This window comes from Verrucomicrobiales bacterium, from assembly GCA_016793885.1.
GTDB lineage: Bacteria > Verrucomicrobiota > Verrucomicrobiia > Limisphaerales > UBA11320 > UBA11320.
In genome coordinates this window covers 1-24,710 of sequence record JAEUHE010000097.1, presented here as the reverse complement: position 1 = coordinate 24,710, position 24,710 = coordinate 1, and the positions used below count along the sequence as shown (strand labels likewise).

Genomic DNA, 24,710 nt, shown 5'->3' with positions numbered 1-24,710 from the left:
TATGATCAGCATATTATTGATCGAAGATGAGCCACAGATGCGACGGAACATGGAAACCGTTCTGTCCATGGAAGGCTTTCGGGTCATTTCCGCCGAAAACGGGCGGGTTGGCGTCGACAAGGCGCGAGCGGAGAACCCGGATTTGGTCTTATGCGACGTCATGATGCCGGAGTTGGATGGCTATGGGGTGCTGGAGACCCTGAGGAAGCAGGAATCGACCAAGGCGACTCCGTTCATCTTTCTGACGGCCAAGGGCGAAAAACCGGACATCCGGCTGGGGATGAACCTGGGTGCCGATGACTACCTGACGAAGCCGGTGGCCATCGATGATTTGTTGTCGGCCATTCAATCGCGTCTGGATCGGGCCCGGCAGCAAGCGGAGGCGGCCCAAGCCGCGGTGGAGTTCCAGCCTGATTTCTCGAGCGCCAAGCCCTTGGAGGCGCTGGGCTTGACTCCTCGTGAATCGGAGGTGCTGCTATGGGTGGCGCAAGGCAAGACCAATGCCGAAGTGGCCATCATTTTGGGGATGGTGGAGAGCACTGTGAAGAAGCACCTGGAGCATATTTTTGAGAAACTGGGAATCGAGAGTCGAAATGCCGCCACCTTGCGCGCCATCGAAGTGCTCAGCACACGCTCACGGATTTCCTGAAGCCGCCCGGCGTGCCGGGTTCTGGCTCTGGGCGTGGATTCTCCTGTGTCTGTTGGGCGCATCTGCCTCCTGGGGGCAAGTCCAGCGTCCGCGGTCGGCGGCCGTGGCGGCCCCGCTTCGGCCGCTTTCGCTGATTACCAACCTAGGTCAGCTGCGTGAGTTATCGCGAGTGGAGGCGGATCGGGGGCATCCGGTGCGGGTCGCCGCGACAGTGACGCTCTACGACTCGCAGTGGGACGCGCTGTTTGTCCATGATGGCTCGGCCCCCACCTTCGTTTTTCGGACCAATCGATCCCAGGCCTTCCGTGTGGGTGAAGTCATCGAGATCGTTGGGCGGAGCCGAGTCGGATTCACGCCTTCCATCGAGGCCTTCGAGCTGCGCCCGACCGGCCAGTCCGGCCCGCTTCCGATTCTAGAGGCCACTTTGGAGGAGCTGATTTCCGGGCGAATGGATTGTCAGCGGGTCAAAGTGAGGTCGGTCATTCGTTCCATGTATGCCGAGTTTGATCGTCTGACGTTGGAATTCGGCGAGGCCGGAGGGCGTTACGAGGCTCATCTCGCCAATTACACCAACCGCTTTCTACCCACGCATCTGCTGGACGCCCGTGTCGAGATCACCGGGGTGGTGGGGGCCAACCTGACCAGCCAGAGCCGGGCGATGGGCGTTCGCCTTTATCCAGTCGATCTGAATTCGATCCGCGTCATCGAACCAGCGGTCACCAACGGGTTCGACCGTCCGTCGCAAAGCATCGACACCGTGCTGTTCTTCAACTCAGCCGCCGGTGTGGGCCAGCGCATTAAGATTGAAGGAGTGGTGACCATGGCCTCCGGTCTGGGACGGGTCTTCGTTCAGGATGAGACCGGGGGCATGGGGGTTCTGCTCTCGAGATCTCCACTTCGCAGGGACCCGAACGGCCTGTATTTGAACATCCCTCATCCTGGGCACCTGGAGCCCGGCGACCGGGTGGAGGTCCTCGCGTATCCGGCCTTGGGCCGGGACTTCGCGCCCATGCTGACGGAGGCCTGGATGCGCAAGCTCGGGAAATCCGTTCTTCCTACGCCCGTTCGGATCAGTGCTGCGAGCGCACTGACCGGCACCAATCATGCCCGTGTCATCAAGATTGAGGGCAATCTTCTGGCCGCCGAGTCTCGGTCCCTGCCGGCTTCGACCAACAGCATCCTCACCTTGAGCGACAACGATGTCATATTCGAAGCGGAGGTGGTTGGCCCTTCCCCGCCCCTGCGTCTGGCGAGCCGTTTGGAGATGACTGGCATTTGTGTTGTGGAGATGGACGAGTGGCAACAGCCTCGTGCCTTCCGCCTTCAACTGCCCGGTCCCCACTGGATTCGGGTCCTGCATGCACCGTCGCGCTTCGGGCTTCAGCATGCCCTGGCGCTGGCGGGGGCCATCGGCTTGATTTTGGCTGGATCCAACTGGATTCTTCGACGGCAGGTGGCCCGGCATTATCGAAGCGTTGTGGAGAAAGATCAGATCAACACCGCTCTCGAAAAGAAGGTCGGTGATCGGACCATGGAGTTGGAGCGCGCGAATCGGCAGCTTCGCCAAGCGGAACAAGAATTGAAGCGGGCGCTCGCGATGGAGAAGCAATTGAACGAGCTGAAGAGCAACTTCGTCTCGATGGTTTCCCACGAGTTTCGAACACCGCTGGGAATCATCGGCTCCTCAGCGGAGATCCTGGTGCGCTATTTTGGACGTCTGACAGAACAGCAGCGAGCGGAGCACTTGGAGGCGATCATTAAATCCGTGCGGCGAATGGCGAGCATGATGGAGGACGTGCTGCTCCTCAGCCGGGTTGACGCCGGTTCGGTACAGTTTAAGCCCGTCGCCTTAGAATTGGGAGGTTTCTGTCGTCGCCTGGTGGATGAGGTTTCCTCAGCGACCCATCGAACCTCTCCGATTCGGCTGGCGATCTCCCCGGATTTGCCGAGCGAGATCCGAGCCGACGAGAGCCTGCTGCGGCACATTCTCACGAACCTGCTGAGCAACGCGGTGAAGTATTCGCCCGTCGCCAAACCCGTTGACTTGCGGGTGATCACCGAAGGCGGTCAGCTCGTGTTCGAGGTCTCCGATGAAGGGATTGGGATTCCGGCGGCTGATCTGAATCGGCTGTTCAACGCTTTCTATCGAGGAAACAACGTTGGCCAGGTGAGCGGGACGGGTTTGGGGCTCGTGGTGGTAAAGCGGTGCTGCGATTTGTGCGATGGGTCGGTGACGGTGCGTAGCGAGGAGGGAAAGGGGACCGTCTTTACCGTGCGTCTTCCCTTGCTCCGCGGGGCTTAGGTGGAGGTCGCCCTCGCTAACTCCTGGATTTTGGGTTGGGCAAAAGAGGGGTTCTCTGCTCTAATAAAGGCACTATGGCGTGGTATACCGCTTTCACATTACGGTCCCGCTCGGTCTGGATGGTTCAGTGTGCCGCGACGCTGGCTTTTGCTCTGTGCGTGCCTTGTTTGAGGGCAGGAGTGGAGGTCCCGCAGGAACTGTTTCGCGAGTCGATGGCGGTCTGCCGGGCCACGATTCTCGGCTGCGAGTCTTTTCGCGACTCCGCGGGCCTGCTTCAAACCCGGACCTTCGTCCGGGTGGAAGAGCGGTTCAAAGGCCGATTTCCCACCCTGCTCACCTTGGTTCATCCCGGGGGCTTTGACGGGCAGCGGGGGGTCCAATGGGGGCACGATCCGCTCTTCAGACCGGGCGAGGAACGATTGCTATTCCTGAGCCGCCGTCCGGATGGAACTCTCCGCTGCACCACCGGCGCGGGTAGCGCGATCCGCTTGCGCCAGGCCGGGCCAGCTTTGGCTAACACCCAGGTGATTCATCCGGTGCTGTTAGTTATGCGAGCTTGCGCCGCAGGAGCCCCGGAGTCCCCGGAATCCGATGTGACGGACCAGGGGGTGTTGGCTCCTTACCTGGCCGGCGAGGCCGATTTTCTTCCGCCTCCTCCGTTGAGTGGATTGATGACGGATGCCAGCGGGCGGTCGTCGCGCTTCATCGCTTCCGACCGAGGGCAGGCCATCCCCTACCTTGTCGATGTCTCCACCCTGCCGGCGGGCATGAGCGTCGAACAGGGTTTAGGGGCGGTTCGCGCGGCCTTCGCGGCCTGGTCGGCCGTGACCCCTTTCACCTTTGAGTTCGAAGGGTTCGAGGATTTTGGAGCGGCCGCTTCGAACATCGAAGCCTCTGACGGCCGGATCCGCATCCAGCTCCATGATCGCCACGGCGCCATTCCGACGGCCTCGGTTCTCGGGATCGGTGGCCGTGCCTATCACTCGTCGGGAAACCCCGCGAACACCTGGGGAAAAGGAGGAGCCGTGGCCGGGGTTGAATTTCATCAGAGTGTAAGCGGGTTTGTAGTGATGTCGCACGTCAATCCCTCCGCGCGCAACCTCTCCACATTCACCGAAACCTTGTGCCACGAGATTGGCCACGTTCTGAGCATGGCCCACTCCAGCGAGAATCCCTTCGAGGCCGATGCTCGGCTGAAGGAGGCGATGATGTATTACTCCGCTCACGGCGACGGCCGGGGCGCCCGGCTGACCGAGTATGATCGGTCGACTATACTTCAGGTTGCGCCCCGGGGGAATACACCGCCCTTCTCCTACGATCGAATCATCGATGCGGTCACGCAGCCTGGCGCCGCCCTCAACATCGCTGGAATGAATGAGGTGGAAGCTGTCGGGTATGATCTTCAGTCAGCTCAGGTGGTGTTCCAATCGGCTCTGGCCACTTCGGACAATGGATCCTTTTCGGTGACTGGCACGCGGGTTCGGTTCACCCCGGCAGGCTTTTTCGCAGCCCCGCGGATCGAGAATCTGGAGAGTGGTGAAGCCTATGATCGGATCTATGTGAGGCACTTCGACGGCACTAACGCATCGGCCTACGCGACGATCCGGGTGGTTTCCTTTCAGCGTGATCAAAACCGTGATGGGGTGCCTGACGAATGGATTCGGTCTTACTTTCCTAACGGAGGCGCAACCGCAGCCGCATCGGCCGATCCAGACCGCGATGGGTTCACCAACCTGAGGGAGTACCAGTTGGGCTCGAACCCGGCTCAAGCCGCTTCCAACTTTCGAATCGTCTCCCTGGATTCGCAGGAAATGCGCTTTCAGGCGAAGCCCTACGAGGTTTATGAAGTTCATGGATCCGTCGACGGGATCGTCTTCCAACGCGAGTATGCGCCCGTGGTGGCGTTGGCGCCGGAGGCTGTGTTCGCGCGCTATCGGCTGGAGGGTAGGCCCTACCGGCTTCTGCGAGTCGTGAAAGTGCCCTAGCCGACGGTTTGGGCCGCCTGTTCTAGATGGGTTAGAGGCTTCCACGACTCTTGGATTGTGCCGATACTCTCTTTCGTGGACGATCTAGGGATGCGGCGCTTGTAAACCCGAACGCAGCGTTCTAAGTTCGTCACCATCTCATCATGAATGCCGTTTGTCGCATCATCGCGCTTCTGCTCCTCGTCCTGGCCTGCGCTGAGGCGTCGAGTTCCACCCTGGTGAACATGGGGGACACCTGGAGTTATCTGAAGATCCCTTTCCAGGTGGTCGAACCCGCCAAGGCCTGGACCCAGCCGGAGTTCGACGACTCATCCTGGCCCGTGGCGAGCAGCGGCTTCGATCTGGAGCATCGGCATGTGGGGCTGCAGGAGGTGCGGGCTCGTCCGGCGCCCGCGCGCGTGTTTTTGCGTCGGCGGTTTGTCGTAACAGATGTGGCCGGTGTGCGGTCGTTGCGGTTGCTGGTGGAGCACGAGCAGGGCTTCAAGGCCTATATCAACGGGCTTCCCGTGGCCACGGTGAAAGAGCCGGGGATGACCGTTCTCAAGCCCGACCCGTTCCTCCCCAACGAGGAACAGGTGATTCTCACGACTGCCGAGATCGATCTCACGGCGCATCGTACGCTGCTGCGTCAGGGGGAAAACGTGCTCGCTTTGGAGGGCGACCAGAGTTGGCCGAGCACTTCGCCGGTGACCCTGAGCGGTCTGCTCACCGCCAACATTTCTCGGGGGCCCTTTATCCAGAACACAACTCCCAACAGTGTGACGGTCGTTTGGCGGACCGATGTTGCCATGGACACGACCCTCGAGTTTGGGCCTTCGCCCATGCTGGGCCGCATGGCCAGGCAGTCAACGCTCACGAACGAACATGTGGTCGCCCTCACCGGGCTGGAGCCAGACACGGTCTATTTTTATCGTGTTCAGAGCTCTGACTCCTCGGGGGTCGTCCGATCGGAGATGGATTACTTTCGGACCTTCAAGGAGCGTGGGCCGGTGCGCTTCGTGCTGGTGGGCGACACCGGTCAGAACACCGCCGCCCAGTTCTTGAACGCGCGCATCATGGCGGATTTGAACCCGGACCTGGTTTTGCACGCGGGCGACATTATCTATGGCGGATTCGACGATCGTACTCCGGACAGTCGAATTTTCGCCCAGTATCTCACGTTGACCGGTCAGATGCGGAACACCCCCTTCTTTTTCGCGCTCGGGAACCATGACCTGAACTGCTGCGGGGGGGTGCCTGAGCATGATCCGTTGAACTTCTCGTCGAACGCGCTGAGTTTTCAACGCACCTTCTTCCTGCCGACCAATTCCGTGACCGAGACCGAGCACTTCTACTCATTTGACCACGGCGACGCCCATTTTGTCGCCCTGTACAACCCGTGGTTCCAGGTGTATGACTTCAACACCGGCACCGATCAGTACCGCTGGTTGACCAATGATCTTGCGGGGAGCCGGAAGCCCTGGAAGATCTTGTTTTTCCACTCGCCAATGGCCCACTCGGGTTTGCACGCCCTGGCGGATCGGAATGTGAACGGGGTGCTTGATCAGGCCGAGATGATGGGGACGATTCTGGCAGCCGCCCGTTTGTATGGGGTTCAGCTGGTGCTCAGCGGCCATGAGCACAACTACGAAAGGTTCGCTCCTACTAACGGGGTTCACACCGCTGTCTCTGGTGGTGGCGGGGCGGGGCTTTACTCCTTTCTGAGCCGCCATCCGCAGAGTGCCCAGTTCCATAGCATCAACCATTGTCTGAACGTGGAGATATCGGGGGACACGGCCGTCATTCAGGCGGTCACCACCAATGGCTTCGTCTTTGACAATTGGGTGATCCAGCGTTCCCTGCCCCTGGAGCCGATTTATCACTCCGCCTGGAATAGCCCTGCGGTGGAGGCGACGGCGTCGAACGATCAGGATGGCAACATCAACGGGCAACAGTTCGATTTCACTGGTGAGCCGATTCTGGGCCGGCATGGTGAAGTCTCGAACCTTGGGTGGACTTATGTGAACAATGATTCGACTCATCTGTACTTGGGTTTTGCTGGCCTGATGATTCCCGACAACGCCAACCTGTTTCTCTTCATCGATTCCCCCCGGTTGCAAGGGGTCCCGCGCATGGCGGGCGTGGGCGATGGGCTCCTGGATCCGCTGGTTGAGGGTGCCGATGGACTGGACTGCCTTGAGAACTTGGACTTCATCGGATTTGAGCCAGCGATCGGCTGCGTGCTGGGCGAGGAGTTTGCCGACGCCAATCTGCCAGGTTTCAAGCGCTCCAAGATGGCCTTTGCCGCTGGGCAAGGAGCTTTCTATCTTCGCCCCGGTTTGCCGGAAGTGCCCGGCATCCGGTTGCAGCAATATAACCGTTCGCCTCAGACGAATGCCGTGAGCATCTTTTTTAATGGGGCCTCCCTCGAGAGCAACGCAGATTATGTCGAGCTCGCCATTCCGCTCGTCGCCCTGGGGGATCTGTTGCCCGGGGACACGATCCGAGTGGCTGCCCTGGTCGGCAAGGGGAGTTTTGATCCTGAGTCGATGACCCGCTCCTTGGATACTGCGGTGCTGGGTGATCAATTGCGCATGGGGGATGAGCTGCGGGTGGCGTTAGGCTGTGTTAGGGTGCGGTTGGCTTTCCCTAGCGACCTGGATTCGGATGGCGACGGTCTGCCCGATAGCTGGGAGCACGCTCACGGGCTTCGGCCCACCGACTCGGCCGGGGCCAATGGCCCGCTGGGAGATCTTGACGGGGATCGGTCCACCAATATGGAAGAGTTTCTGGCGGGGACCGATCCGAACGACCCTCACTCCGTTTTGCGCTTAAACCTTAGCCTCGTGGGTGAGCGGCGGGTGAAGCTCGAATGGCCCATGCTGCCAGGGCGAAGCTACGTGATTCAGTATGCGGACAACCAGCTCGGGGAATTTCGAGAGCTGTATTCGGCGACAAGCGCGAGTCGCACGCATCTGACTCAGGCCGCCCGGCTGGATACGGCTCCGGCTTCGGCTGGCACCTACCAGCGAACCTACCGTTTGCAGCTCAAGCCCTGAATTAAGGCAGGATGAAACGGTGGGTGTTTGTTCCGAGAGCTCGGATGACCCGCTGAAGCTGAAAGGAAGTCGTTTCCATGAGGCTCCCATTGTTGAGCACTAGATTGCCGGTGGTTTCATGGGTTCTGATCTCCTGGTGTCCTGGCTCATCGGGAGCTGGCAGAGTCCACTGGAGGACGGACTTGCTCGTGATGTCGATACCTCCGGTGGTGTTGTCTGGAGTGGTGGAGATGGTTCGGTCTCCGGCCAGGATCGCATTCTTGCTCCCGCGGCGAGCGCTGATATTCAAGAAGTAGCTGATGGCTGAGTCATCCAGCGAGGTAAGCGTCGCTCCTCGGTACCGCATGGGGTCCATAGGGCAGAGCAAGGTGCGGGTGTTTCGGATGGTGTTGGTCAGGCTTCGGAAGTGGGGGGAAGCCTGTCCGCTCGGAATCGCCTCTTCACTGCCCCCTTGAGCGTGTGGAACTTCCCAGGGGAAACGATCCTCGTGGTCGGTGGCAAAGTCCTGCAAGGCGATCGCGATGAACCGAAGGTTTTCCTGACATTGCAGCGGGTTTCGGCGGTTCGTTTGCCGCATGTCGCGCAGTCGAGCCACGGCGACCAGCGCGAGTAACCCTATCGCTAGCAAAGTGATGCACAGTTCAGGAATTGTAAATCCAGCAGGAGCTTTGCGGGTGGACAGGACGAGGGAGCCTTCGGCAGTACCAGGGCACTCCCGGCCGTGGTCTGTCATGGGTCGTTCCGGGGAGTTGTGCTGAGCCCCAAACCGCATGGTTAAGACTATAGACCGGCGTGGTGGCGAGATGTCACGAGATTTTCCCCTTGTGAAAGCAGTCCTGGGCCGGGTGTAATGCTAATCTACCGATCCGGCCAGCGCTCAAGCATCTGGATCAGGGTCCTCTGGGCTTGGACCTGGCCAGACTTGGTGTCGTCAATGACGGTAGGTAAAAGTAGCTCATGCAGAAAGTCGAGTCACAGTCTCCGGTAGGGTTGTCTCAGCCTAAGGCGGCTGACGAAATTCCGGCAGCACTGACGTGGGGGCTGATCTGGCGGGCTCCGTTGGATCACTTAGCGAATAAATTTTTCACGCGCTTCTGGATTCGGCTTTTGTTGGGTGTGTTTCGATCCCGAGTCCTGGAGGTTAAGGGTTTGCAGCACATTCAGGAGGCTTGCGATCCGTTCATCTTGGCTCCCAATCACTCCCAGCGGCTGGAGGCCCTGTTGCTGCCTTCGCTGCTGGCATTGAATCGGCGTGGGAAGATGGTTCATTTTCTGACTGACTGGCTGGTCCTGCTCTACCCCCTGATTGGCCGCATCGTCCTGCTCAACGAACCCATCATTGTGACCCGCAAGAACGCGAAGTTTAAGTGGATGAACCTCGTGAGGAAACGCTATGAGAATCCGCTGTCCGCTTTCGATCAAGCGCGTCGGTTTCTGGCGCAGAAACGGCCGATCGGGCTCTATCCTGAAGGCACGATGAACCGGGATCGAAGCCGTTTGCTTCGCGGACAAAGCGGCGTCGCTCAGCTGTCGCTCGCTTGCCGGGTGCCGGTGGTGCCGGTGGGCATTCGGTTTCCCCAAGGTCGTCCGGGCAGCCGCGTGGGGGACTTGGAACCCATGGTGATTGAGTTCGGGCAGCCCCTTTTCCCGCCCGAGGTGCGAGGGGGAGGCGAACCTGAAGTTCATGAGATTCGTGATTGGCATGGGCAAATCATGCAGGCAATCTCTAGCCTTTCCGGCAAGCAGTGGACCCCGGACAACCAGAGGACCAGATATGTCGCTTAAAGATCGAGTGAGTGTGATCCGCGTGGAAGATGAAGCCGGGCGCCAGCAGGCGCTGACGGTCATGCGGGCTATCTATCGAGACGAGAAGAACTGGGTGCAGGCGGACGAGAAGCTCGTTTCGCAGGCCGACCTGGGCAACGATGGGATGTCTTGGTTTGTCGTGCGGGTCGATCAGACTCCGGTCGCGGTGCTGCGCGTGCTCTACAACCTTCCGATCGAGCTCTATCGGAACTATGGCTTTAAGATGACCCAGGCGAACCTGGATCTGGAGACCTTCCTTAAGGAAAACCGAATCGCCGAGATCGGCCGATTCGCCGTGCTGCCCGATTATCGCAAGTTCATCGTGATTGTGGGTGCGCTGATGCGGGCTGCCGTCAGGGAGACAATCGAGCGCGACTATACCCACTACATCACCGATGTGTTTGAAGGCGAGGCCAACAGCCCCTATGACTTTCATCGGCGGGTGATGGGTTTTCAGACCGTGGCGACCCACGATACGGGCGAGCTGAACTGCCCGTGCCGACGTATCACCATGCTGCTGGACTTGAAGGAAGCGTATAACCGACTTCGGAAAGAGGGCGGCTGGATCTACCGCTTTCTGACTGAGGATTGGACTGAGGCGCATCATCGCGCCGTTCTTTTGGATCCTGAAACCCACTTCTCGCAGGCGCGGGGTTGAGCGCCATGGGGAGCTCACAGGACGTGGCATCCTCTTCAGCAGCGTCTCCGGCCACGCTCGTCGCGAACGGCCTGGTTAAACAGTTCGGGGATTTCACAGCGGTAAACCAGGTGAGCCTTCAGGTCCATCCTGGGGAGGTGGTTGGGCTGTTGGGACCCAACGGAGCGGGCAAGACCACCACCCTGCGGATGCTCGCCGGGATCTTAAGCCCTACCTCCGGAACTGTGACCGTGCTCGGGACAGATCTTCATGCCCAGCCTTTGCTTGCCAAAAAGCGCATTGGGTTTTTGTCAGGAGATACACAGCTCTATCGTCGGTTGTCGCCGCGCGAGATGCTGCTGTTTTTCGGACGCCTGTATGAGGTCCCCACGGCGGTTCTGTCGGAGACGGTGGATCGTCTCATCCAGGAGTTGGACATGGGATCCTTTGCGAATCGGCCTTGTGGCGCTCTGAGTTCCGGACAGAAGCAGCGGGCGAACATCGCTCGAGCGTTTCTACACCGGCCTGAACTGCTCATCTTGGACGAGCCGACGGCGACGCTAGATGTTTGGAGCGGCCAGTTTATCGTGGAAGCCATCCGGCGCGAACGCGCCGCCCAAAAGGCGATCCTCTTTTCGACCCATATTATGAGTGAGGTGGAGTATCTCTGTGACCGCATTTACTTGGTCCACGGGGGCGAAATCGTCGAGCATGGCACCTTGGCGGGAATTCTCGAACGGTCCGGTTGTTCGAACCTCACCGACGCCTTCCTGCAGTTGGCCAAACGAAGTGAGTCTAAAGGTCGCAATGACCCCGCATGATGCGCTGGCACCTGATCTATACGCTGTTTGCGAAAGAGTTGACCGAGACGCTCCGGGATCGTCGCACCCTGCTGATGGCGGTTGGGCTGCCAGTGCTATTGTATCCATTGATTGCGATTGCGCTGACCAAGCTGAAGGAGACGCAGAATGAGGCGCAGGAGGCAGCCCGTTCCAGGACAGCCGTTTGGGGCACGATTCCAGCATCCCTTGAGCCGAACTTGCAGCAGACGAATCGGTTCGAACTTCTGGCCGGGTTCGGACTGTCGGACACCGTTAAGCAGGCGTTGGAATCTGGCCAGCTGTCCCTGCCGACTCCTCTAGCCCCCGAGGCCGCCAAGGGTGCCGGTCCATCGACCAACGGGGCTAGTGCCGCTGTTCCAGCGCACCCGCTGGTCGCGGAGGCGAGGGCTTTGCTCCTGGCGCGGAAGGTGGATGCGGTGTTGGTGCTGTGGCCCGGCTTCGAAGCCAGCTTGGGCGGGGCGGGCTTGGCACGTTCCTTCGTGATGTTTGATTCGGCACGGGACGGGTCGCTCAAGGCGCACGACCGCTTGATCGAGACCTTGGAAACCTTTCGAACCAACCAGGTCTATCAGCGGGAACGGAGCCGACAGTTGCCAGACGGGTTTTCGCACGCCTTGTCGGTGAGGGCGGTGAATGTGGCTTCGAAGGAAAGGCAGGTCGGCCAATTTCTCGGGTCCATGCTGCCCTTTCTCCTGATTCTGCTCTCGGCGTCGGGGGGCTTGTACGCCGCCATTGACCTGACCGCGGGGGAGAAGGAACGAAACACGCTGCAAACCCTCCTGTGCGCTCCACTCTCCAGCATCGAGATCATCGCCGGAAAGTTCCTGGCCGCCTGGGTGATCGTCCTGCTGACGACATTGGCGAACCTGACGAGCATGGCTGCGACCTTCGCACGGCTCCTGAATTCCTTGGGCAGTCTGCCCACTCCGCTCAACAGCTACCTGCTGGCGTTTCTTGTGTTGCTCCCGGCGACTTTCATGCTTACCGCCGTGTTTCTTGCGATCGCGGTGTTTGCTCGTGATTTCAAGGATGGCCAGAATTTGCTGACACCAATGATGCTCCTGCTCACCTTGCCGGTGGGGGCCACGACCTTACCCAGTGTGGAGTTGGACGCCTGGACCTCCTTTGTGCCACTGGTCAACATTGCCCTCCTGATCAAGAGTGTGTTCCTGTCGGAGGCGAAACCTCAGTTGGTGTTCTTCACGCTCCTCTCATCGATTCTCTACGCCTGGCTGGCGCTCTCCTTCGCGGCCAGGGTTTTTCAACAGGAGCAAATCCTGCTAGGGGGGCGGGATTCCTGGCGGAGTTTGTTGAAATGGGATCCTGTGCGTCGGCTGGTGCCCACTCCCACGTTCGCCGTGACCAGCTTTGCGGTTGTCTTTGTGGTGGTGTTCTATGCCAGTCAGCTGCTGCAGGGGGCTGGGACCGTGACCATGATTTTGGTAACGCAGCTGGGATTCTTTCTCCTGCCGAACGTCCTCATTGGCTGGCGCTGGGGTTTTTCCCTGCGCGAGACCTACCAGCTCCGTGCGCCTTCCGCTTTATCTTGGGTGGGTGCGGTGTTGATCGGATTCTCTGCCTGGGGTGTCACCGCTGGGATTGTGACTCGGGTCTTCCCGCCGCCGGAGAGCTTCACCAAGGCGCTCGAGAATGTTCTTCTCTTTGAGGGACAGAACCTGCCGCTGTGGACCGTGTGGCTATTGCTTGGCGTCACTCCCGCCGTCTGCGAGGAGCTGTTTTTTCGCGGACTGATTCTCGCGGGTTTCCGTCGTGCCGGGCTGTGGCCTGCCTTGGTGATCTCATCGCTCCTGTTCGCCGTTGCTCACTCCTCCATCTATCGATTGCTGCCCACGTTTGTTCTGGGGCTCATCATCGGTTACTCGACCTGCCGATCCCGGTCGATGTGGACCGGAATTCTCATCCACGCCATCAATAACAGTCTCTTGGTGACCTTGCTTCATCAGCCGGAGCTGGCGCGACGTTGGGGTTTCCACGAGATGACTTACATGCCCTGGAGTCTTTGCTTGGGCGCGGCTGCGGTCACGGCCCTGGGTTTGTTCCTCATCCGACGGGGGAATCCGGAGCCGACGAACCCCGGATCTCTTGCAGCTCATCGAAAACCGGGGATGGACTAACCACGGATTTCGCTGATTCCACGGATCGGATCAGAACTCTCAAACTTCTCTTCCCATCCGCGCCATCTGGGCGATCCGTGGTTAATGTTGGTGTTTACTGCTAGCGGATCAGATCACGAACATCGATTGCTTCCATGCCGGCGGCGCGAATGGCGCTCATCCCCAAGTCGGTGTCTTCATAGCCCCGGCAGCGGTCGGGCGCGATGCCGATGCGTCGGGCCGCCTCCAGAAAAATGTCAGGCGCGGGCTTCTGACGTAGGACGTCTTCGCTGGTGACCACCGCTTGGAAGAGGTGATGGATCTTGAGATGGCGTAGCACCAAATTGATGATCTCCCGGGTCCCGCCAGAAGCCACGGCCATCGGCAGCTTGCCGTGATGGGTTCGGGCCACCTCGACGACCGCCTCGATGGGGCGGACATGCCCGAGCGTCTGAAGGTAAGTGTCTTCCTTTTCCTTGGCTACCGCCTGGGGATTGATGGCCAGTTTCTGCTCCTGAGCGAGTGTTTGCAGGATATGGTGGGATGGAACTCCTCCCAGTGCGTAGAAGCGCTCCTCCGTGAACAGAATGCCGTGGCGCCGCGTGACGGTTTGCCAGGCCTCCCAGTGCAGGGGCATGGTGTCCGCCAGCGTGCCGTCACAATCAAAAACAATGCCTTGAATCATGGATAACAATGGTTTGGCGGAGCGTCCGCCCTTCGATTGGGAAAAGCCTAGCCGTTGGAGTTCTTGGGGGATAGAAGGAAATCGAGCGGCGTTCGAAGCGGGAGTGCTTGATAATGGGCCACTGGCCCGCTTTATTGGACGTGTTCTTGAACGCTTAAAACCTATGAGTCATCACATCAATCGCATCGACCGCCGCTCCTTTCTTGGGCGTGCCGGCCTCACCGGCGGAGTGGGAGCCGTGGCCGCTATCTCCTCTGCTGCTCCGGTCTTGGCCGCGGATGCTGCCTTGACTCGCAGCGTCCTTCCTCCCGAGGGCAAGCGGCTGCTGCTCTCGTGTAAACTGGGAATGATCGCTCGAGAGGTGGGTGGCAAGAAGTTGTCGCTTCCGGAGCGGCTCTCTCTCGCGGGTGAAGCTGGATTCGACGGCGTGGACTTTGACGAGGCCGGTGCCTACACGCGTGAGCAGGCCCGCGAGGCGGTGGAGAAGTCAGGTGTGTTCGTGCACAACGCGATCAACCACACGCATTGGAGCAAGCGGCTCACCAGCCCCAAAGATGAGGAGCGCGCCGAGAGCCGCAAGAATGTCGAGCATTGCCTCCGAGTCTCTCAAGCGGCGGGAGGCAGCGGCATTCTTATTGTCATCGGCAAGGCCGAGGACGGTCCGGCGGCCGAGATCGAGGAGCGCTGCCGTCAAGAAATTCGCTCCTTGATTCCTTTGGCCGCCTCGTTGGGGCAGCGCATTCTTTTTGAAAACGTTTGGAACGGGATGATGTATGACCATGATAAGGGTCCGGAACAGTCCCCCGACCGTTTTATCCGGTTCGTTGACAGTTTCCAAAGCCCTTGGGTGGGCATGTATTACGATATCGGAAATCATTGGAAGTATGGTCAGCCGGGCGACTGGATCCGGGCGTTCGGGACGCGTTGTGTCAAACTGGACGTCAAGGGTTTCAGCCGGGCGAAAAACAAGTTCGTGGATATCACCAGTCCTGAGGATGACCTTCCCTGGGATCAGGTCCGAAAGGCGCTCACAGACATCGGCTTTGCGGGCTGGGCCACGGCGGAAGTGGGCGGGGGCGGGGTCAAGCGACTGAAAGAAGTTCGCGAGCAGATGCAGAAGGCTTTTGGACTGTGAGCCTTGGGGCTCTGAGCAAACGGCGGTTGAACCCAGAAGTGGGCTCGCCTACGGTGCGCCCGCATGAGTGAAGCTGTTTCGGAACCCAGCGTTCTCCGGAGATTTCTTTCTCCGATGCGCGCTCTTGCCCTGGTCGTTTCCGGGGTCGCCCTGGTTTTGATCGCCCGCCGCCTCGATCGGATCGACTTGCTTCAGCAGCTCAAGCAGATGCGGCCGCTGTGGTTTTTAGGGGCGCTGGGTGCCTTTCTCATCTCCGTAAGCCTCAGCAGCTGGCGCTGGCATCAGATGCTGAAGGTCACCGGCACTGCGATTAATTTTCGGACTTCTTGGCGGCTGACTCTGATCGGGCATTGCTTCTCCGCTTTATTCTTTGGTGCTGCTGTCAGTGACCTCGCCAAGGCAACCCTTTATTCTCGATGGTTCGGCTTTCCGGTGCCACGGCTGCTGGCCGCTTCGGTGCTGGATCGCTCCACCGGAGCGCTCAGCACCATCCTCTACGCATTGGCCACCTTGGGCTATGGTCTGTGGGCGGCTCCCCGGATTCACTGGCAGGGAGTGGAATGGGTTCCGGTTGGGAAAATCGCCTTGGGACTGGGGATCGTACTGGTGATTATGGCTGTCCTGGCAGTGGTGTTTCGCGCCCACTGGCTGCCTGCGTTGCGGCGGTTCTGGTTGGAGATGTCGAAGGCGGCTCGCGCCTTGCGCTCCCGCTCCGGTGTGGCTCTCGCGGCGGTGCTGGTTGGATTTCTCATCCAAGTTATGGTCTCGGTGATCCTCGGTTGCTGCCTTCGAGCGGTTGCGATCGCTCCTATTCCTTGGGTGGAACTGCTGTGGACGTTCCCGGTGATTGGGCTGATGGCGTCGGTTCCGATCACCATTTCAGGGGCCGGCGCCCGCGAGGGTGCCGCCATCTTGCTCTGGACCACTTTTGGCATCACCAGTGCAACGGCCTTCAGCGCCAGCCTGCTGACCCTGTCGGTCAACCTGCTCTGGGCGGCGGCAGGGGCGGTCTTGCTCTGGCGCGGTGGCGCGGATCAATCCAGTCCGGAAAGCTGAGTCGCGGCCCTCTCCCATTGAACGTTAAGCGCCCCGAGGCGGTCGCTGATCGTGCTCAACTCCTGGCTGATCTCGAATCCGCGCCCGCTCTTTTGGTGAGTCTCCGGCTGCTCCAGCTCCTGCGTCAACAAAGCCTGCTTGCTTTCCAGTTCGTGAATCATCGTTTCCAGGTTCTTCACCTGGGCCTGGAGTTCACGCCGTTCCTGGGAGCGCGCTTGCCGTTCCTCCGCTTGACGGCGTCGGTCCTCCTTCGATTTCGGGGCGGACTTCGTGCCTCCGCCTGCCCCGGTCGGATTCACCGCCGCTTGGCGAGTCTGCTCCCGAGCCTGCTTCTCGGCCTTCTTCTCGAGGTAGTAATCGTAGTCCCCAGAGTATGGGGTCAGCACCCCGTCTTGAACATGGATGACGTGGTTGGCCAGAGCCCGAATGAAGAACACATCATGGCTGATGAAGATCAGCGTGCCTTCGAATTGATCAAGCGCGTAGATCAACGCCTCGATGCTCGCCATGTCCAAGTGCGTGGTCGGCTCGTCCATCAGGAGCAGGTTGGGCGGATCCAATAGCAACTTGACCAGCGCCAGGCGACTCTTCTCTCCGCCGCTGAGGACCTTCACCGGCTTGAAAACGTCGTCGCCGCGGAACAGAAAACAACCGAGCACAGTGCGGATAAACTCCTCGGTCACGCGCTGAGGGGTGTCGAGCGCCTCCTCCATCACGGAGCGGTCCGCCTGGAGCATCTCCACCCGATGCTGGGCGAAATAGCCGAATTTAACTTTGTAGCCCAGCTCGCGCGTGCCTGACTGGGGCGTGACTACGCCGGCGAGGATTTTAAGCAGCGTCGATTTGCCGGCTCCGTTGGGACCTACCAGCACGATCCGTTGCCCCCGTTCCGCTTGGAACTCCATCCCTTGGTAAACCGGGTTGGGCCCGTAGGAGTGATGGATGTTGGCCAGGGTAATCACCTTTTGTCCGCTCCGCTCCGGCTGCGGAAAACGGAACTTAATCCCTTTGGATTCATCCTCCGGCGCGGCGATTTTCTCCATGCGCTCGACCTGCTTCAGCTTGCTCTGCGCCTGGGCGGCCTTGGTGTTCTTGGCCCGGAAGCGGTTGACAAACAGCATCAGCCTCTCGATCTCCCGCTGCTGGCTCTTATACGCGGCCAGCTGCTGCTCCTCAAAGGCTTCACGCTGAACCAGGTATTCGTCGTAGTTGCCGCGATAGCGGAGCAGTTGGCTGTTGCGAATCTCGGCGATCCCTCCCACCAAGCGATTCAGGAATTCCCTATCATGAGAGATGGTCAGAAGCGCGCCGGGATAGTTCACCAGGTAATCTTGAAGCCAGATGAGGGACTCCAGATCGAGATGGTTGGTTGGCTCGTCCAGCATGAGCAGGTCGGGCTCTTGAACGAGCAGGCGGGCCAGGTGGGCTCGCATGATCCAGCCCCCGCTCAGTTCGCGCGCCGGACGGTCGAAGTCCTTTTCTCGAAAGCTGAGTCCGCGGAGGATTCGCTTGGCCTTCACGACCGATTGATAATCCTCGGGATGTTCGAATTCGTCGTGCGTCTGGGCACTGTCCGAATGGAAATGGAGACGCTGCGTCGTGGCCAATTCCAGCACGGTTTCATGTTCGACCGGCAGGCTCTCCTGGGGAAGGTGGCCAACCCGGGTGCCGCGTTCGAAGACAATCTGGCCGTCGTCCGGTCCTTCAAAGCCGAGCACCAGCTGGAACAGGGTCGACTTGCCCGCTCCGTTGGGTCCCACCAGTCCGATGCGCTCGCCGCGGGTGATTTGGAGGGAGGCATCCTCAAAAAGGGTGCGACTACCGTAGTGTTTGCAGAGTCCAGAGATGGTGAGCATGCGGGGGAACGAAGTTTAGGACGGGAAAAGCAAGATCAGGAGGGCAGGTTTCACGGGCGGCCTTTGGGCTCCGACGCCGCTGCAGGGCCGGCAGGGGGGCGGTTCAGCTCGAACCGGCCATGATCGATGCGACAGCGGTAAGTGGAGAAGAGGTTTGTTGCGGTGGCGTAACCCTCATAAGTGTAGACTCCCCCGACTAACGACCCGAGGTTGGCCTCGCCCTGAAAGACCTGACGATCCTCGGTTGAGCGGACCTGGAGCGACACCTTGTAGCCGACGTTGAAGATCCGTGCATAGTTTGCCCGGAACCAGGCCTGATAGTGGGTGGCGCTTTGCTGCTGAATCAGACAGCGTAGCCGCCCTTGATGCCCCGAGGCTTCGCTAACCCAGGTCCCGTCCCACGCTCCGACCAAGCCAGGCGAGGAGCTGGGATTCTGGGCGGCCTCCTTCCAATGACGATTGAAAGAGGAACACCCGCTCCCGAGGATCAGGAGCAGGCAACACGCCAAGTGGCGGCCCGAGGATAGCCATCGATGAAAACCGGTTGGTTGCATCAGCTGCCAACTCTAGCGGGTGCTTCAGGCGGAGGCAATGCAGGGAAATAGAAGAAATCGCTTCCCGCTGGACCCCTTTCAAATGCACTATTCCCCGCGAAGCTATGAAGCCATGGTTGAAAGCAGTCTTATATCTTGTGCTCACCGCCTGCACGCTATGGACGGCCGGTGGGTTTTATAAGAACTATAAGGCATCCAACGAGGCGGCTGCCACTCCCCGTGTCGAGGGAGACGGCGACACCTCGCCTCAGCGATTCAACAGTGGCGCGCAGGGGCGGATGATGGGTTATGCCTTTGGCTTCATGGGTGCCGCCATCGGTTTGGCGTTCCTGATCTCCATGGAGGTTTCGCGGTGGTTCGCTAATCGCACCACCGACTTTCTCTACAATGACAACCTGGAGGGGGTTCACAATCCCGACTACGATCATGCCGAGCAGGTGGCTCTGGATGGGAAGCACCTGGAGGCGATCGGTCTCATGCGCGAGTTCCTCAAGAAGCATCCGGGTGAGATCTATGCTGCGATCCGTATTGCCGAGATTTACGAGCAAGATCTCGAAAATCACCTGGCCGCCGCCTTGGAGCTGGAGGAGGTCCTCAAACACAAGTTCAACCCCGACCGGTGGGGCTGGACCGCGATCCGCCTCGCCAATCTCTACTCGGGAAAGCTGAACCAGACGGATAAGGCGGTGGAGTGGCTGAAACGCATTAGCACTCAACATCCGGAAAGCGCCCCGGCCAAGAAGGCGCGGGAACGTTTGGGGCAATCGGCGCCTGAGGCAGATGTTCCCCCGTCGCCGCCTCCCGAGCCTCCCTCCACCGGAGGGCTTCCGCCGGGTTTCAGTCCGAAAAAGCGGTAGGGCCTCTTTACATTGGCCGCAACTCGAGGACCCCCATTTCCCTCAACTCTGGAATGGACGAATCGGCACGTTGGTGCATAGTTCAGCCCATGGGTATCCTTAACTTTATCAAAGGGGAGTTACTCGAGATTATCGAGTGGACGGACGATTCCCGGGACACGCTTTCCTACCGTTTTCCGGACGATGACAAAGCTATCAAGCGAGGCGCGCAGCTCATCGTGCGGGAGTCTCAGGTGGTGCAGTTTGTCTACGTAGGTGAGTTCGGCGATACATTCGGCCCGGGCAAGCACACCCTCAATACCGACAACATCCCGATTCTGACCAAGCTCAAGGGATGGAAGTACGGGTTTGAGTCTCCCTTCAAGGCAGACGTCTATTATGTCGTCACCCGCACCTTCACTGGCAACAAGTGGGGGACTTCGAATCCGGTGATGATGCGCGACAATGACCTGGGCATCGTCCGGGCCCGCGCCTTCGGAACTTACGATTTCAAGATCGTGGATCCGAAGCTCTTTTTGAAGGAGGTGGCTGGGACCGACAATCATTTCCGGCTCGACGAGTTTGCCGACGTGATGCGGTCTCGCATCGTGAGCATTTTCAGCGAGGCACTCGCCGAAGCCAGGGTGCCGGTTTTGGATGTCGCGACGCGTTACTCTGAGTTGGGTGATGCCTTGCTGCCGGCGATCAACCCGATCACCCAGTCCAAGTATGGGATCCAGATCACCTCGTTCGTGATCGAGAACGTGTCGGTTCCGCCTGAGGTGGAGCAGGCTATGGATAAGCGTTCCAGCATGTCCGCGATCGGCAATCTCAACGACTATGTGAAGTTTCAGATGGCAGAGAGCCTTGGCAAGGGTGGTGGTGCTGCCAGTGGCCCGGCGGAGATGGCGATGGGATTTGCCATGGCCAATCAGCTGGTTCAGCAGGGAGCCCTCAGCAGCGCTCCTCAGCCGCCCCCTCTGCCGACGGCAGCGGCGGCTTCGGCGCCCGCGACTGGCCTGTCAGTGGATTTACTCAGCCCGGCGGACGCGGCGCGTTTGTTGGGCGTGACGGAGGCCGATGTGCTTTCCAGCATCACGGCCGGCGACCTTAAGGCCAAGAAGATAGGTAGCGCTTATCGCATCACCCGGGCGGCGATCGAGGAGTTCCTCAAATAAGCGGCCATGCAGGAAGCCGTCGCCCGCAATAAATTCCACTGCCCCAGCTGCGGTGCGGATGCCCATTGGAATCCAGGCAAGCAGGCTTTGGTATGTGGCTATTGCGGGACAGTCGTTCCGGGGCAGCCCGATCCCACCACTGGTGAGATTCACGAGCACGACTTGGTTGCTGCCTTGCGACAGGTTCCGGATGATGCCCGGGGCTGGAAGGCGGAACGCACGTCCGTTAAGTGTCAGAGTTGCCAGGCCATTTCGGTCTTCGATCCGAAGCGAGTCGCTCAGCGGTGTGACTTCTGTGGTTCGGCTCAGCTCTTGGCCTACGAGCAAACCCGGGCGCCCATCAGCCCGGAGAGCCTGCTTCCATTCAAGATCGCCGAATCCGCTGTGCGGGAGAACATTCGCGTTTGGTATGGCCATCGATGGCTCGCTCCGAACAAGCTTAAATCCCGGGCGCTCACCGACACCCTTCACGGCGTGTATATCCCCTACTGGACGTTTGATGCCCGCGTCTCTGCCGCCTGGACCGCTGAATCAGGTTACTACTACTACGAGACCGAACAGTATCGGGATGCCAGCGGGAAGACCTTGACGCGGCGGGTCCAGCGGGTGCGATGGCAGTCCAGCGCTGGGCATTTGGAACATTTCTTCGATGACTCCCTGGTTCCCGGCAGTCGGGGTGTTCATCCCAAGCTGCTGGACGAAGTGGATCAATTTCCAACTCAAGAGCTAGTACCCTATGAAGCGGGGTTTCTGGCTGGCTGGGTGGTCGAGCAATATCAAGTGGATCTCCGTGCGGCGGCCGAGCGGTCCCGGGAGCAGATGGACTCTGAGGTCAGGAATCTTTGCTCGGCTCAAGTGCCCGGAGACACGCACCGCAACTTGCAGGTGCAGGCAAACTATAGCGCGCAAACATTCAAGCATGTGCTCCTGCCGATCTGGCTCCTCACGTACACTTATGGCAGTCGATCCTTCCAGGTGATCGTGAACGGTTATACAGGTGAAACTGCGGGTGAATACCCGAAGAGTTGGGTGAAAGTTTTCTTCCTCGTTCTAGGAATCCTCGGTCTCATCCTGGCGGTTGTTTTCTTCTCGCAGCGTTGAGTCGCTGAACATTTCCCTACCCACGAAGGCCGACCAAAAAGGGAGCCGAGCGCAGGCCTTTAACCCTGCTAATAGATAAAATCATGCGGCAAAATTTTCCCCTCTATTCCACGTGCGATGAAAAAACTTATTGCGTTGTGCCGAACTTTTACCCTATGTAACCGCGCAAATGCACCGTTTTGGTGGGATGGACAAACTGTTTTTGTCCGTCGAAATCAAGCAGCGATAAGATAAGCAAACAAACATTCGCGGAGGAACAGAGAATGAAAGTGAATCAATGGACTTTGGGTTTGGCGGCCGTCGGTTTGGTCAGCCTCCCTGGAGTTATGCAGGCGGAAGAGGCGAGTCAGCACATCCTGACTTCCCTGTCTTCCACTACGATCAGTGGGTTCGTCGACACATCGGCTCAGTGGAACCTCGGGACTGGCAATGCCAACAACCCCGCGATTCCGTTCAACGGAGCTGGCAAGGCTGATGGCTTCAACCTGAACTATGTTCAGTTGACGATTCAGAAGCCGCTGGACGCTCAGGACAACTGGGCGGCTGGTTATCGGGTCGACCTTGGTTTCGGTGACGATCTGGCCGGATTCGGCAGCGCGTTCAGCAACGGAACCTCGTGGGATCCTACCGCCAACGGCGGTGCGGGTGGCAACGTGTCCTCGCAGAGCGCTGGTACGGTCGGCATCAAGCAGGCGTACGTCAGCCTGCGCGCCCCGGTTGGCAATGGCATCGACTTCAAGATGGGTGCCTTTGACACCATCATCGGTTATGAAACCTTTGAGCGCGTCAACAACCCCCACTACACCCACAGCTATGGCTACGGTGTCGAACCGACCAGCCATACCGGTCTGCTCGCCTCTTACCAGGTCAGCGAACTGATCGGCGTGAGCGCTGGTGTTGCGAATACCCGCAGCCCTGGCATCAACAGCCGTTCGAACCCGAACCGCGCTGAGAGCTACAAGACCTATATGGGCTCTCTGTCCATCAAGGCTCCGGATAGCTTCGGCTTCCTCGCTGGTTCCATGCTGTATGCGGGCGTGATCAACGGTGCTGACAATTCTGCGAGCACCGCTGGCCAGCCTGCGATCCAGAACTACTATGTCGGCGCGACCATCAACACTCCCTGGACGGGCGTGAAGTTCGGTGTGGCGTATGACTACGTCGGGACCGAAAACGGCAGCGGCACCGCGACCACCTCGGCTCACGCTGATGCGGTCTCCCTGTATGCTTCCATCAAGGCCACTGAGAAGTTGACCTTCTTGGTCCGTGGTGAGCATTTCGAGCAATCCGCTGGCGTGTTCTCCGCCAACTCCTCCCGCGTTCTGGCTCTGACCGGCACGGTCCAGTATGACCTCTGGGCCAATGTCATCAGCCGCCTCGAAGTCCGCTGGGACCACGATGCTGACGGTGGCGCGCTCGCTTTCGGCGAAGACGCTTCTGGTGCAGCTGATCGCCGCAACGCCCTCATGGTCGCTGCGAACGTGATCTACAAGTTCTAATCTCGATTTAAGATCGAGTTATCAACAAACCCTCCTCCGGGAAACCGGAGGAGGGTTTTGCTTTTTGTATGGCAAGATATGCTGAGGTTTCTCTCGAAGTTTGCTGGAGGTTATGTCGTCGACTGGTTGAAAGCTAAACCTCATGACACCTATGAAACGATTGACTCTTTCTTGCTCGTTGATGCTTCTTGTGGTGAACGGATATGCAGAAGCCCCAAAAGCTCCGGCAGAACTTCGGAAAGCCGCCCTGGCGGTGATCGCCCCGCTGCCCGCCAAAGTTCCGGGGGCAGAGAAGGACTCTCGGGAGCGGATCGCCCTTGGACGAACGCTCTTCCATGAGAAGCGGTTGTCGGTGAATGAGAGTCAGTCGTGTAACTCCTGTCATCGCGTGGATGCTGGGCTCGGAGGGGTCGACAACGAGGCTTTTTCACCGGGCGCTTTTGGGAAGCGGGGCGGACGCAACGCGCCGACGGTGCTTAACGCCGGATTCCATGTCGCCCAGTTCTGGGATGGCCGCGCGGCAACGTTGGAGGATCAGGCCAAAGGCCCCGTGCTTAACCCGGTCGAAATGGCGATGCCCAACGAAACGGAAGTCGTTCAGCGACTCTCGAGGGATAAACAATACCCGGCGCTTTTTGCGGCCGCATTCCCGGGCGAGAAATCCCCGATCACCTACGACAATATGGCCAAGGCTATTGCTGCCTTTGAGCGGACCCTGGTGACTCGCGATCGTTTCGACGATTTTCTGAAGGGCGATGACCAAGCACTATCGGGAGTGGAACGGAAAGGCTTGGAGCTGTTTATGGCGACGGGTTGCACGACCTGCCATAACGGCCCTCTTCTGGGGGGCAACGCCTATCACAAGCTGGGCCTGGTGAATCCCTATCCGAATCTCAAAGACAAGGGTCGCGAGGAGATTACGAAGGATGAGAATGATCGTTTTAAATTCAAGGTTCCCAGCCTGCGAAACATTGGGCTCACTGCCCCGTATTTCCATGATGGGGCGGCGTCCAGTCTGGGGCGGGCGGTCGAAGACATGGGATTGCTGCAATTAGGCAAACAGTTGACCGCCGAGGAGACTCAAGCTGTCGTAGCTTTCCTGCACAGCCTCAGCGACAAAGCTCGGGCTAAGAATAAGGTCGCTTCCAGGTAAGCGACGAGTTGGAACGCACAGCTGAGGGGGTCCCTCCGGGGGGGGGCGAAAAGCTGTAGGGGGCTACAGGACTATGGAACTATAAACCTTGTCGGATCGGTTCCCGATCGACTCCAACACGCTTCGCGCGGCGCTTGACGGTATGGAGTGCGGTAGACCTCTCTGAGCATTACCCACAAGTTCGGAGGGCTTCCTCCCTATCCCAACGGGATTGCGCCTCAAAGCCCAGGGTTGGGAGGAACGAGCTACCCTGGGGAAAACGCCATAGAATCCACAACCCCATC

19 protein-coding genes are annotated in these 24,710 nt (G+C 59.3%); 15 read left to right on the top strand and 4 right to left on the bottom strand.

Going from position 1 to position 24,710, the window contains the following annotated elements:
• Position 1 precedes the first annotated feature (1 nt).
• The 4 genes from JNN07_11290 (at position 2) to JNN07_11275 (ending at position 7,974) form a co-directional block, all read left to right on the top strand.
• Positions 2-649, top strand: coding sequence for a response regulator transcription factor (locus JNN07_11290; protein MBL9168316.1), 648 nt, complete (start codon positions 2-4; stop codon positions 647-649).
• Positions 594-2,951 carry a HAMP domain-containing histidine kinase gene (locus tag JNN07_11285; GenBank protein MBL9168315.1) on the top strand — a complete coding sequence of 786 codons (2,358 nt, stop codon included), beginning with the start codon at positions 594-596 and terminating at the stop codon, positions 2,949-2,951. The genes JNN07_11290 and JNN07_11285 overlap by 56 nt, the downstream gene beginning before the upstream one ends.
• Before the next feature lie 74 nt (positions 2,952-3,025).
• Positions 3,026-4,936 carry a hypothetical protein gene (locus JNN07_11280; protein ID MBL9168314.1) on the top strand — a complete coding sequence of 637 codons (1,911 nt, stop codon included), beginning with the start codon at positions 3,026-3,028 and terminating at the stop codon, positions 4,934-4,936.
• Between the two features lie 143 nt (positions 4,937-5,079).
• Complete coding sequence (locus JNN07_11275) at positions 5,080-7,974, top strand: metallophosphoesterase (protein ID MBL9168313.1); 2,895 nt, start codon at positions 5,080-5,082, stop codon at positions 7,972-7,974.
• Between the two features lies 1 nt (position 7,975).
• Here the strand turns inward: JNN07_11275 and JNN07_11270 are convergent, their stop codons facing one another.
• On the bottom strand, positions 7,976-8,707 hold the full coding sequence (locus JNN07_11270) for a type II secretion system protein (protein MBL9168312.1): 732 nt from the start codon (positions 8,705-8,707) through the stop codon (positions 7,976-7,978).
• A 224-nt stretch (positions 8,708-8,931) separates the two neighbouring features.
• Between JNN07_11270 and JNN07_11265 the strand changes: the two genes are divergently transcribed.
• From JNN07_11265 to JNN07_11250, 4 genes are read left to right on the top strand one after another with little or no spacing between them, the layout of a single operon-like run.
• The gene (locus JNN07_11265; GenBank protein ID MBL9168311.1) at positions 8,932-9,759 is read left to right on the top strand and encodes a 1-acyl-sn-glycerol-3-phosphate acyltransferase; all 828 of its coding nucleotides are present in this window, start codon (positions 8,932-8,934) and stop codon (positions 9,757-9,759) included.
• Positions 9,749-10,438 carry a GNAT family N-acetyltransferase gene (locus tag JNN07_11260; GenBank protein MBL9168310.1) on the top strand — a complete coding sequence of 230 codons (690 nt, stop codon included), beginning with the start codon at positions 9,749-9,751 and terminating at the stop codon, positions 10,436-10,438. The genes JNN07_11265 and JNN07_11260 overlap by 11 nt, the downstream gene beginning before the upstream one ends.
• A 23-nt stretch (positions 10,439-10,461) precedes the next feature.
• Positions 10,462-11,238 (top strand): ABC transporter ATP-binding protein, encoded by a 777-nt coding sequence (locus tag JNN07_11255; GenBank protein ID MBL9168309.1) that lies wholly within the window; start codon positions 10,462-10,464, stop codon positions 11,236-11,238.
• Positions 11,235-13,394 (top strand): CPBP family intramembrane metalloprotease, encoded by a 2,160-nt coding sequence (locus JNN07_11250; GenBank protein ID MBL9168308.1) that lies wholly within the window; start codon positions 11,235-11,237, stop codon positions 13,392-13,394. Before JNN07_11255 ends, JNN07_11250 begins: the two co-directional genes overlap by 4 nt.
• Positions 13,395-13,494: 100 nt before the next feature.
• Here the strand turns inward: JNN07_11250 and JNN07_11245 are convergent, their stop codons facing one another.
• Positions 13,495-14,058 (bottom strand): HAD-IA family hydrolase, encoded by a 564-nt coding sequence (locus JNN07_11245; GenBank protein ID MBL9168307.1) that lies wholly within the window; start codon positions 14,056-14,058, stop codon positions 13,495-13,497.
• A gap of 163 nt (positions 14,059-14,221) precedes the next feature.
• Here JNN07_11245 and JNN07_11240 point away from each other — a divergent pair, with 163 nt between their 5' ends.
• Complete coding sequence (locus JNN07_11240) at positions 14,222-15,193, top strand: sugar phosphate isomerase/epimerase (GenBank protein ID MBL9168306.1); 972 nt, start codon at positions 14,222-14,224, stop codon at positions 15,191-15,193.
• Positions 15,194-15,307: 114 nt separating this feature from the next.
• Positions 15,308-16,249: a flippase-like domain-containing protein gene (locus JNN07_11235; protein MBL9168305.1), complete on the top strand. Its 942-nt coding sequence runs from the start codon at positions 15,308-15,310 to the stop codon at positions 16,247-16,249.
• Here the strand turns inward: JNN07_11235 and JNN07_11230 are convergent.
• Both JNN07_11230 and JNN07_11225 read right to left on the bottom strand, forming a co-directional pair.
• On the bottom strand, positions 16,228-18,105 hold the full coding sequence (locus JNN07_11230) for an ABC-F family ATP-binding cassette domain-containing protein (GenBank protein MBL9168304.1): 1,878 nt from the start codon (positions 18,103-18,105) through the stop codon (positions 16,228-16,230). The genes JNN07_11235 and JNN07_11230 overlap by 22 nt on opposite strands.
• Before the next feature lie 50 nt (positions 18,106-18,155).
• Positions 18,156-18,659, bottom strand: coding sequence for a hypothetical protein (locus tag JNN07_11225; GenBank protein ID MBL9168303.1), 504 nt, complete (start codon positions 18,657-18,659; stop codon positions 18,156-18,158).
• 104 nt (positions 18,660-18,763) lie between these two features.
• On the opposite strand from JNN07_11225, the gene JNN07_11220 reads away from it, so the two are divergent.
• The 5 genes from JNN07_11220 (at position 18,764) to JNN07_11200 (ending at position 24,426) form a co-directional block, all read left to right on the top strand.
• On the top strand, positions 18,764-19,516 hold the full coding sequence (locus JNN07_11220; GenBank protein ID MBL9168302.1) for a hypothetical protein: 753 nt from the start codon (positions 18,764-18,766) through the stop codon (positions 19,514-19,516).
• 89 nt (positions 19,517-19,605) lie between these two features.
• Complete coding sequence (locus tag JNN07_11215) at positions 19,606-20,673, top strand: SPFH domain-containing protein (protein MBL9168301.1); 1,068 nt, start codon at positions 19,606-19,608, stop codon at positions 20,671-20,673.
• 6 nt (positions 20,674-20,679) lie between these two features.
• Positions 20,680-21,774 carry a zinc ribbon domain-containing protein gene (locus JNN07_11210; protein ID MBL9168300.1) on the top strand — a complete coding sequence of 365 codons (1,095 nt, stop codon included), beginning with the start codon at positions 20,680-20,682 and terminating at the stop codon, positions 21,772-21,774.
• Between the two features lie 263 nt (positions 21,775-22,037).
• Positions 22,038-23,273, top strand: a complete 1,236-nt coding sequence (locus tag JNN07_11205; GenBank protein ID MBL9168299.1) for an outer membrane beta-barrel protein — start codon at positions 22,038-22,040, stop codon at positions 23,271-23,273.
• Between the two features lie 151 nt (positions 23,274-23,424).
• A complete protein-coding gene (locus JNN07_11200) occupies positions 23,425-24,426 on the top strand; it encodes a c-type cytochrome (protein MBL9168298.1) in 1,002 nt (333 codons plus the stop codon).
• Positions 24,427-24,710 lie beyond the last annotated feature (284 nt).

Coding starts and splice junctions, on each gene's coding strand:
- JNN07_11225 (MBL9168303.1), bottom strand. CDS start 18,659: ATGCAACCAACCGGTTTTCATCGATGGCTATCCTCGGGCCGCCACTTG.
- JNN07_11235 (MBL9168305.1), top strand. CDS start 15,308: ATGCGCGCTCTTGCCCTGGTCGTTTCCGGGGTCGCCCTGGTTTTGATC.
- JNN07_11270 (MBL9168312.1), bottom strand. CDS start 8,707: ATGACAGACCACGGCCGGGAGTGCCCTGGTACTGCCGAAGGCTCCCTC.
- JNN07_11240 (MBL9168306.1), top strand. CDS start 14,222: ATGAGTCATCACATCAATCGCATCGACCGCCGCTCCTTTCTTGGGCGT.
- JNN07_11230 (MBL9168304.1), bottom strand. CDS start 18,105: ATGCTCACCATCTCTGGACTCTGCAAACACTACGGTAGTCGCACCCTT.
- JNN07_11220 (MBL9168302.1), top strand. CDS start 18,764: ATGAAGCCATGGTTGAAAGCAGTCTTATATCTTGTGCTCACCGCCTGC.
- JNN07_11290 (MBL9168316.1), top strand. CDS start 2: ATGATCAGCATATTATTGATCGAAGATGAGCCACAGATGCGACGGAAC.
- JNN07_11250 (MBL9168308.1), top strand. CDS start 11,235: ATGATGCGCTGGCACCTGATCTATACGCTGTTTGCGAAAGAGTTGACC.
- JNN07_11215 (MBL9168301.1), top strand. CDS start 19,606: ATGGGTATCCTTAACTTTATCAAAGGGGAGTTACTCGAGATTATCGAG.
- JNN07_11260 (MBL9168310.1), top strand. CDS start 9,749: ATGTCGCTTAAAGATCGAGTGAGTGTGATCCGCGTGGAAGATGAAGCC.
- JNN07_11285 (MBL9168315.1), top strand. CDS start 594: ATGCCGCCACCTTGCGCGCCATCGAAGTGCTCAGCACACGCTCACGGA.
- JNN07_11280 (MBL9168314.1), top strand. CDS start 3,026: ATGGCGTGGTATACCGCTTTCACATTACGGTCCCGCTCGGTCTGGATG.
- JNN07_11245 (MBL9168307.1), bottom strand. CDS start 14,058: ATGATTCAAGGCATTGTTTTTGATTGTGACGGCACGCTGGCGGACACC.
- JNN07_11210 (MBL9168300.1), top strand. CDS start 20,680: ATGCAGGAAGCCGTCGCCCGCAATAAATTCCACTGCCCCAGCTGCGGT.
- JNN07_11275 (MBL9168313.1), top strand. CDS start 5,080: ATGAATGCCGTTTGTCGCATCATCGCGCTTCTGCTCCTCGTCCTGGCC.
- JNN07_11205 (MBL9168299.1), top strand. CDS start 22,038: ATGAAAGTGAATCAATGGACTTTGGGTTTGGCGGCCGTCGGTTTGGTC.
- JNN07_11265 (MBL9168311.1), top strand. CDS start 8,932: ATGCAGAAAGTCGAGTCACAGTCTCCGGTAGGGTTGTCTCAGCCTAAG.
- JNN07_11200 (MBL9168298.1), top strand. CDS start 23,425: ATGAAACGATTGACTCTTTCTTGCTCGTTGATGCTTCTTGTGGTGAAC.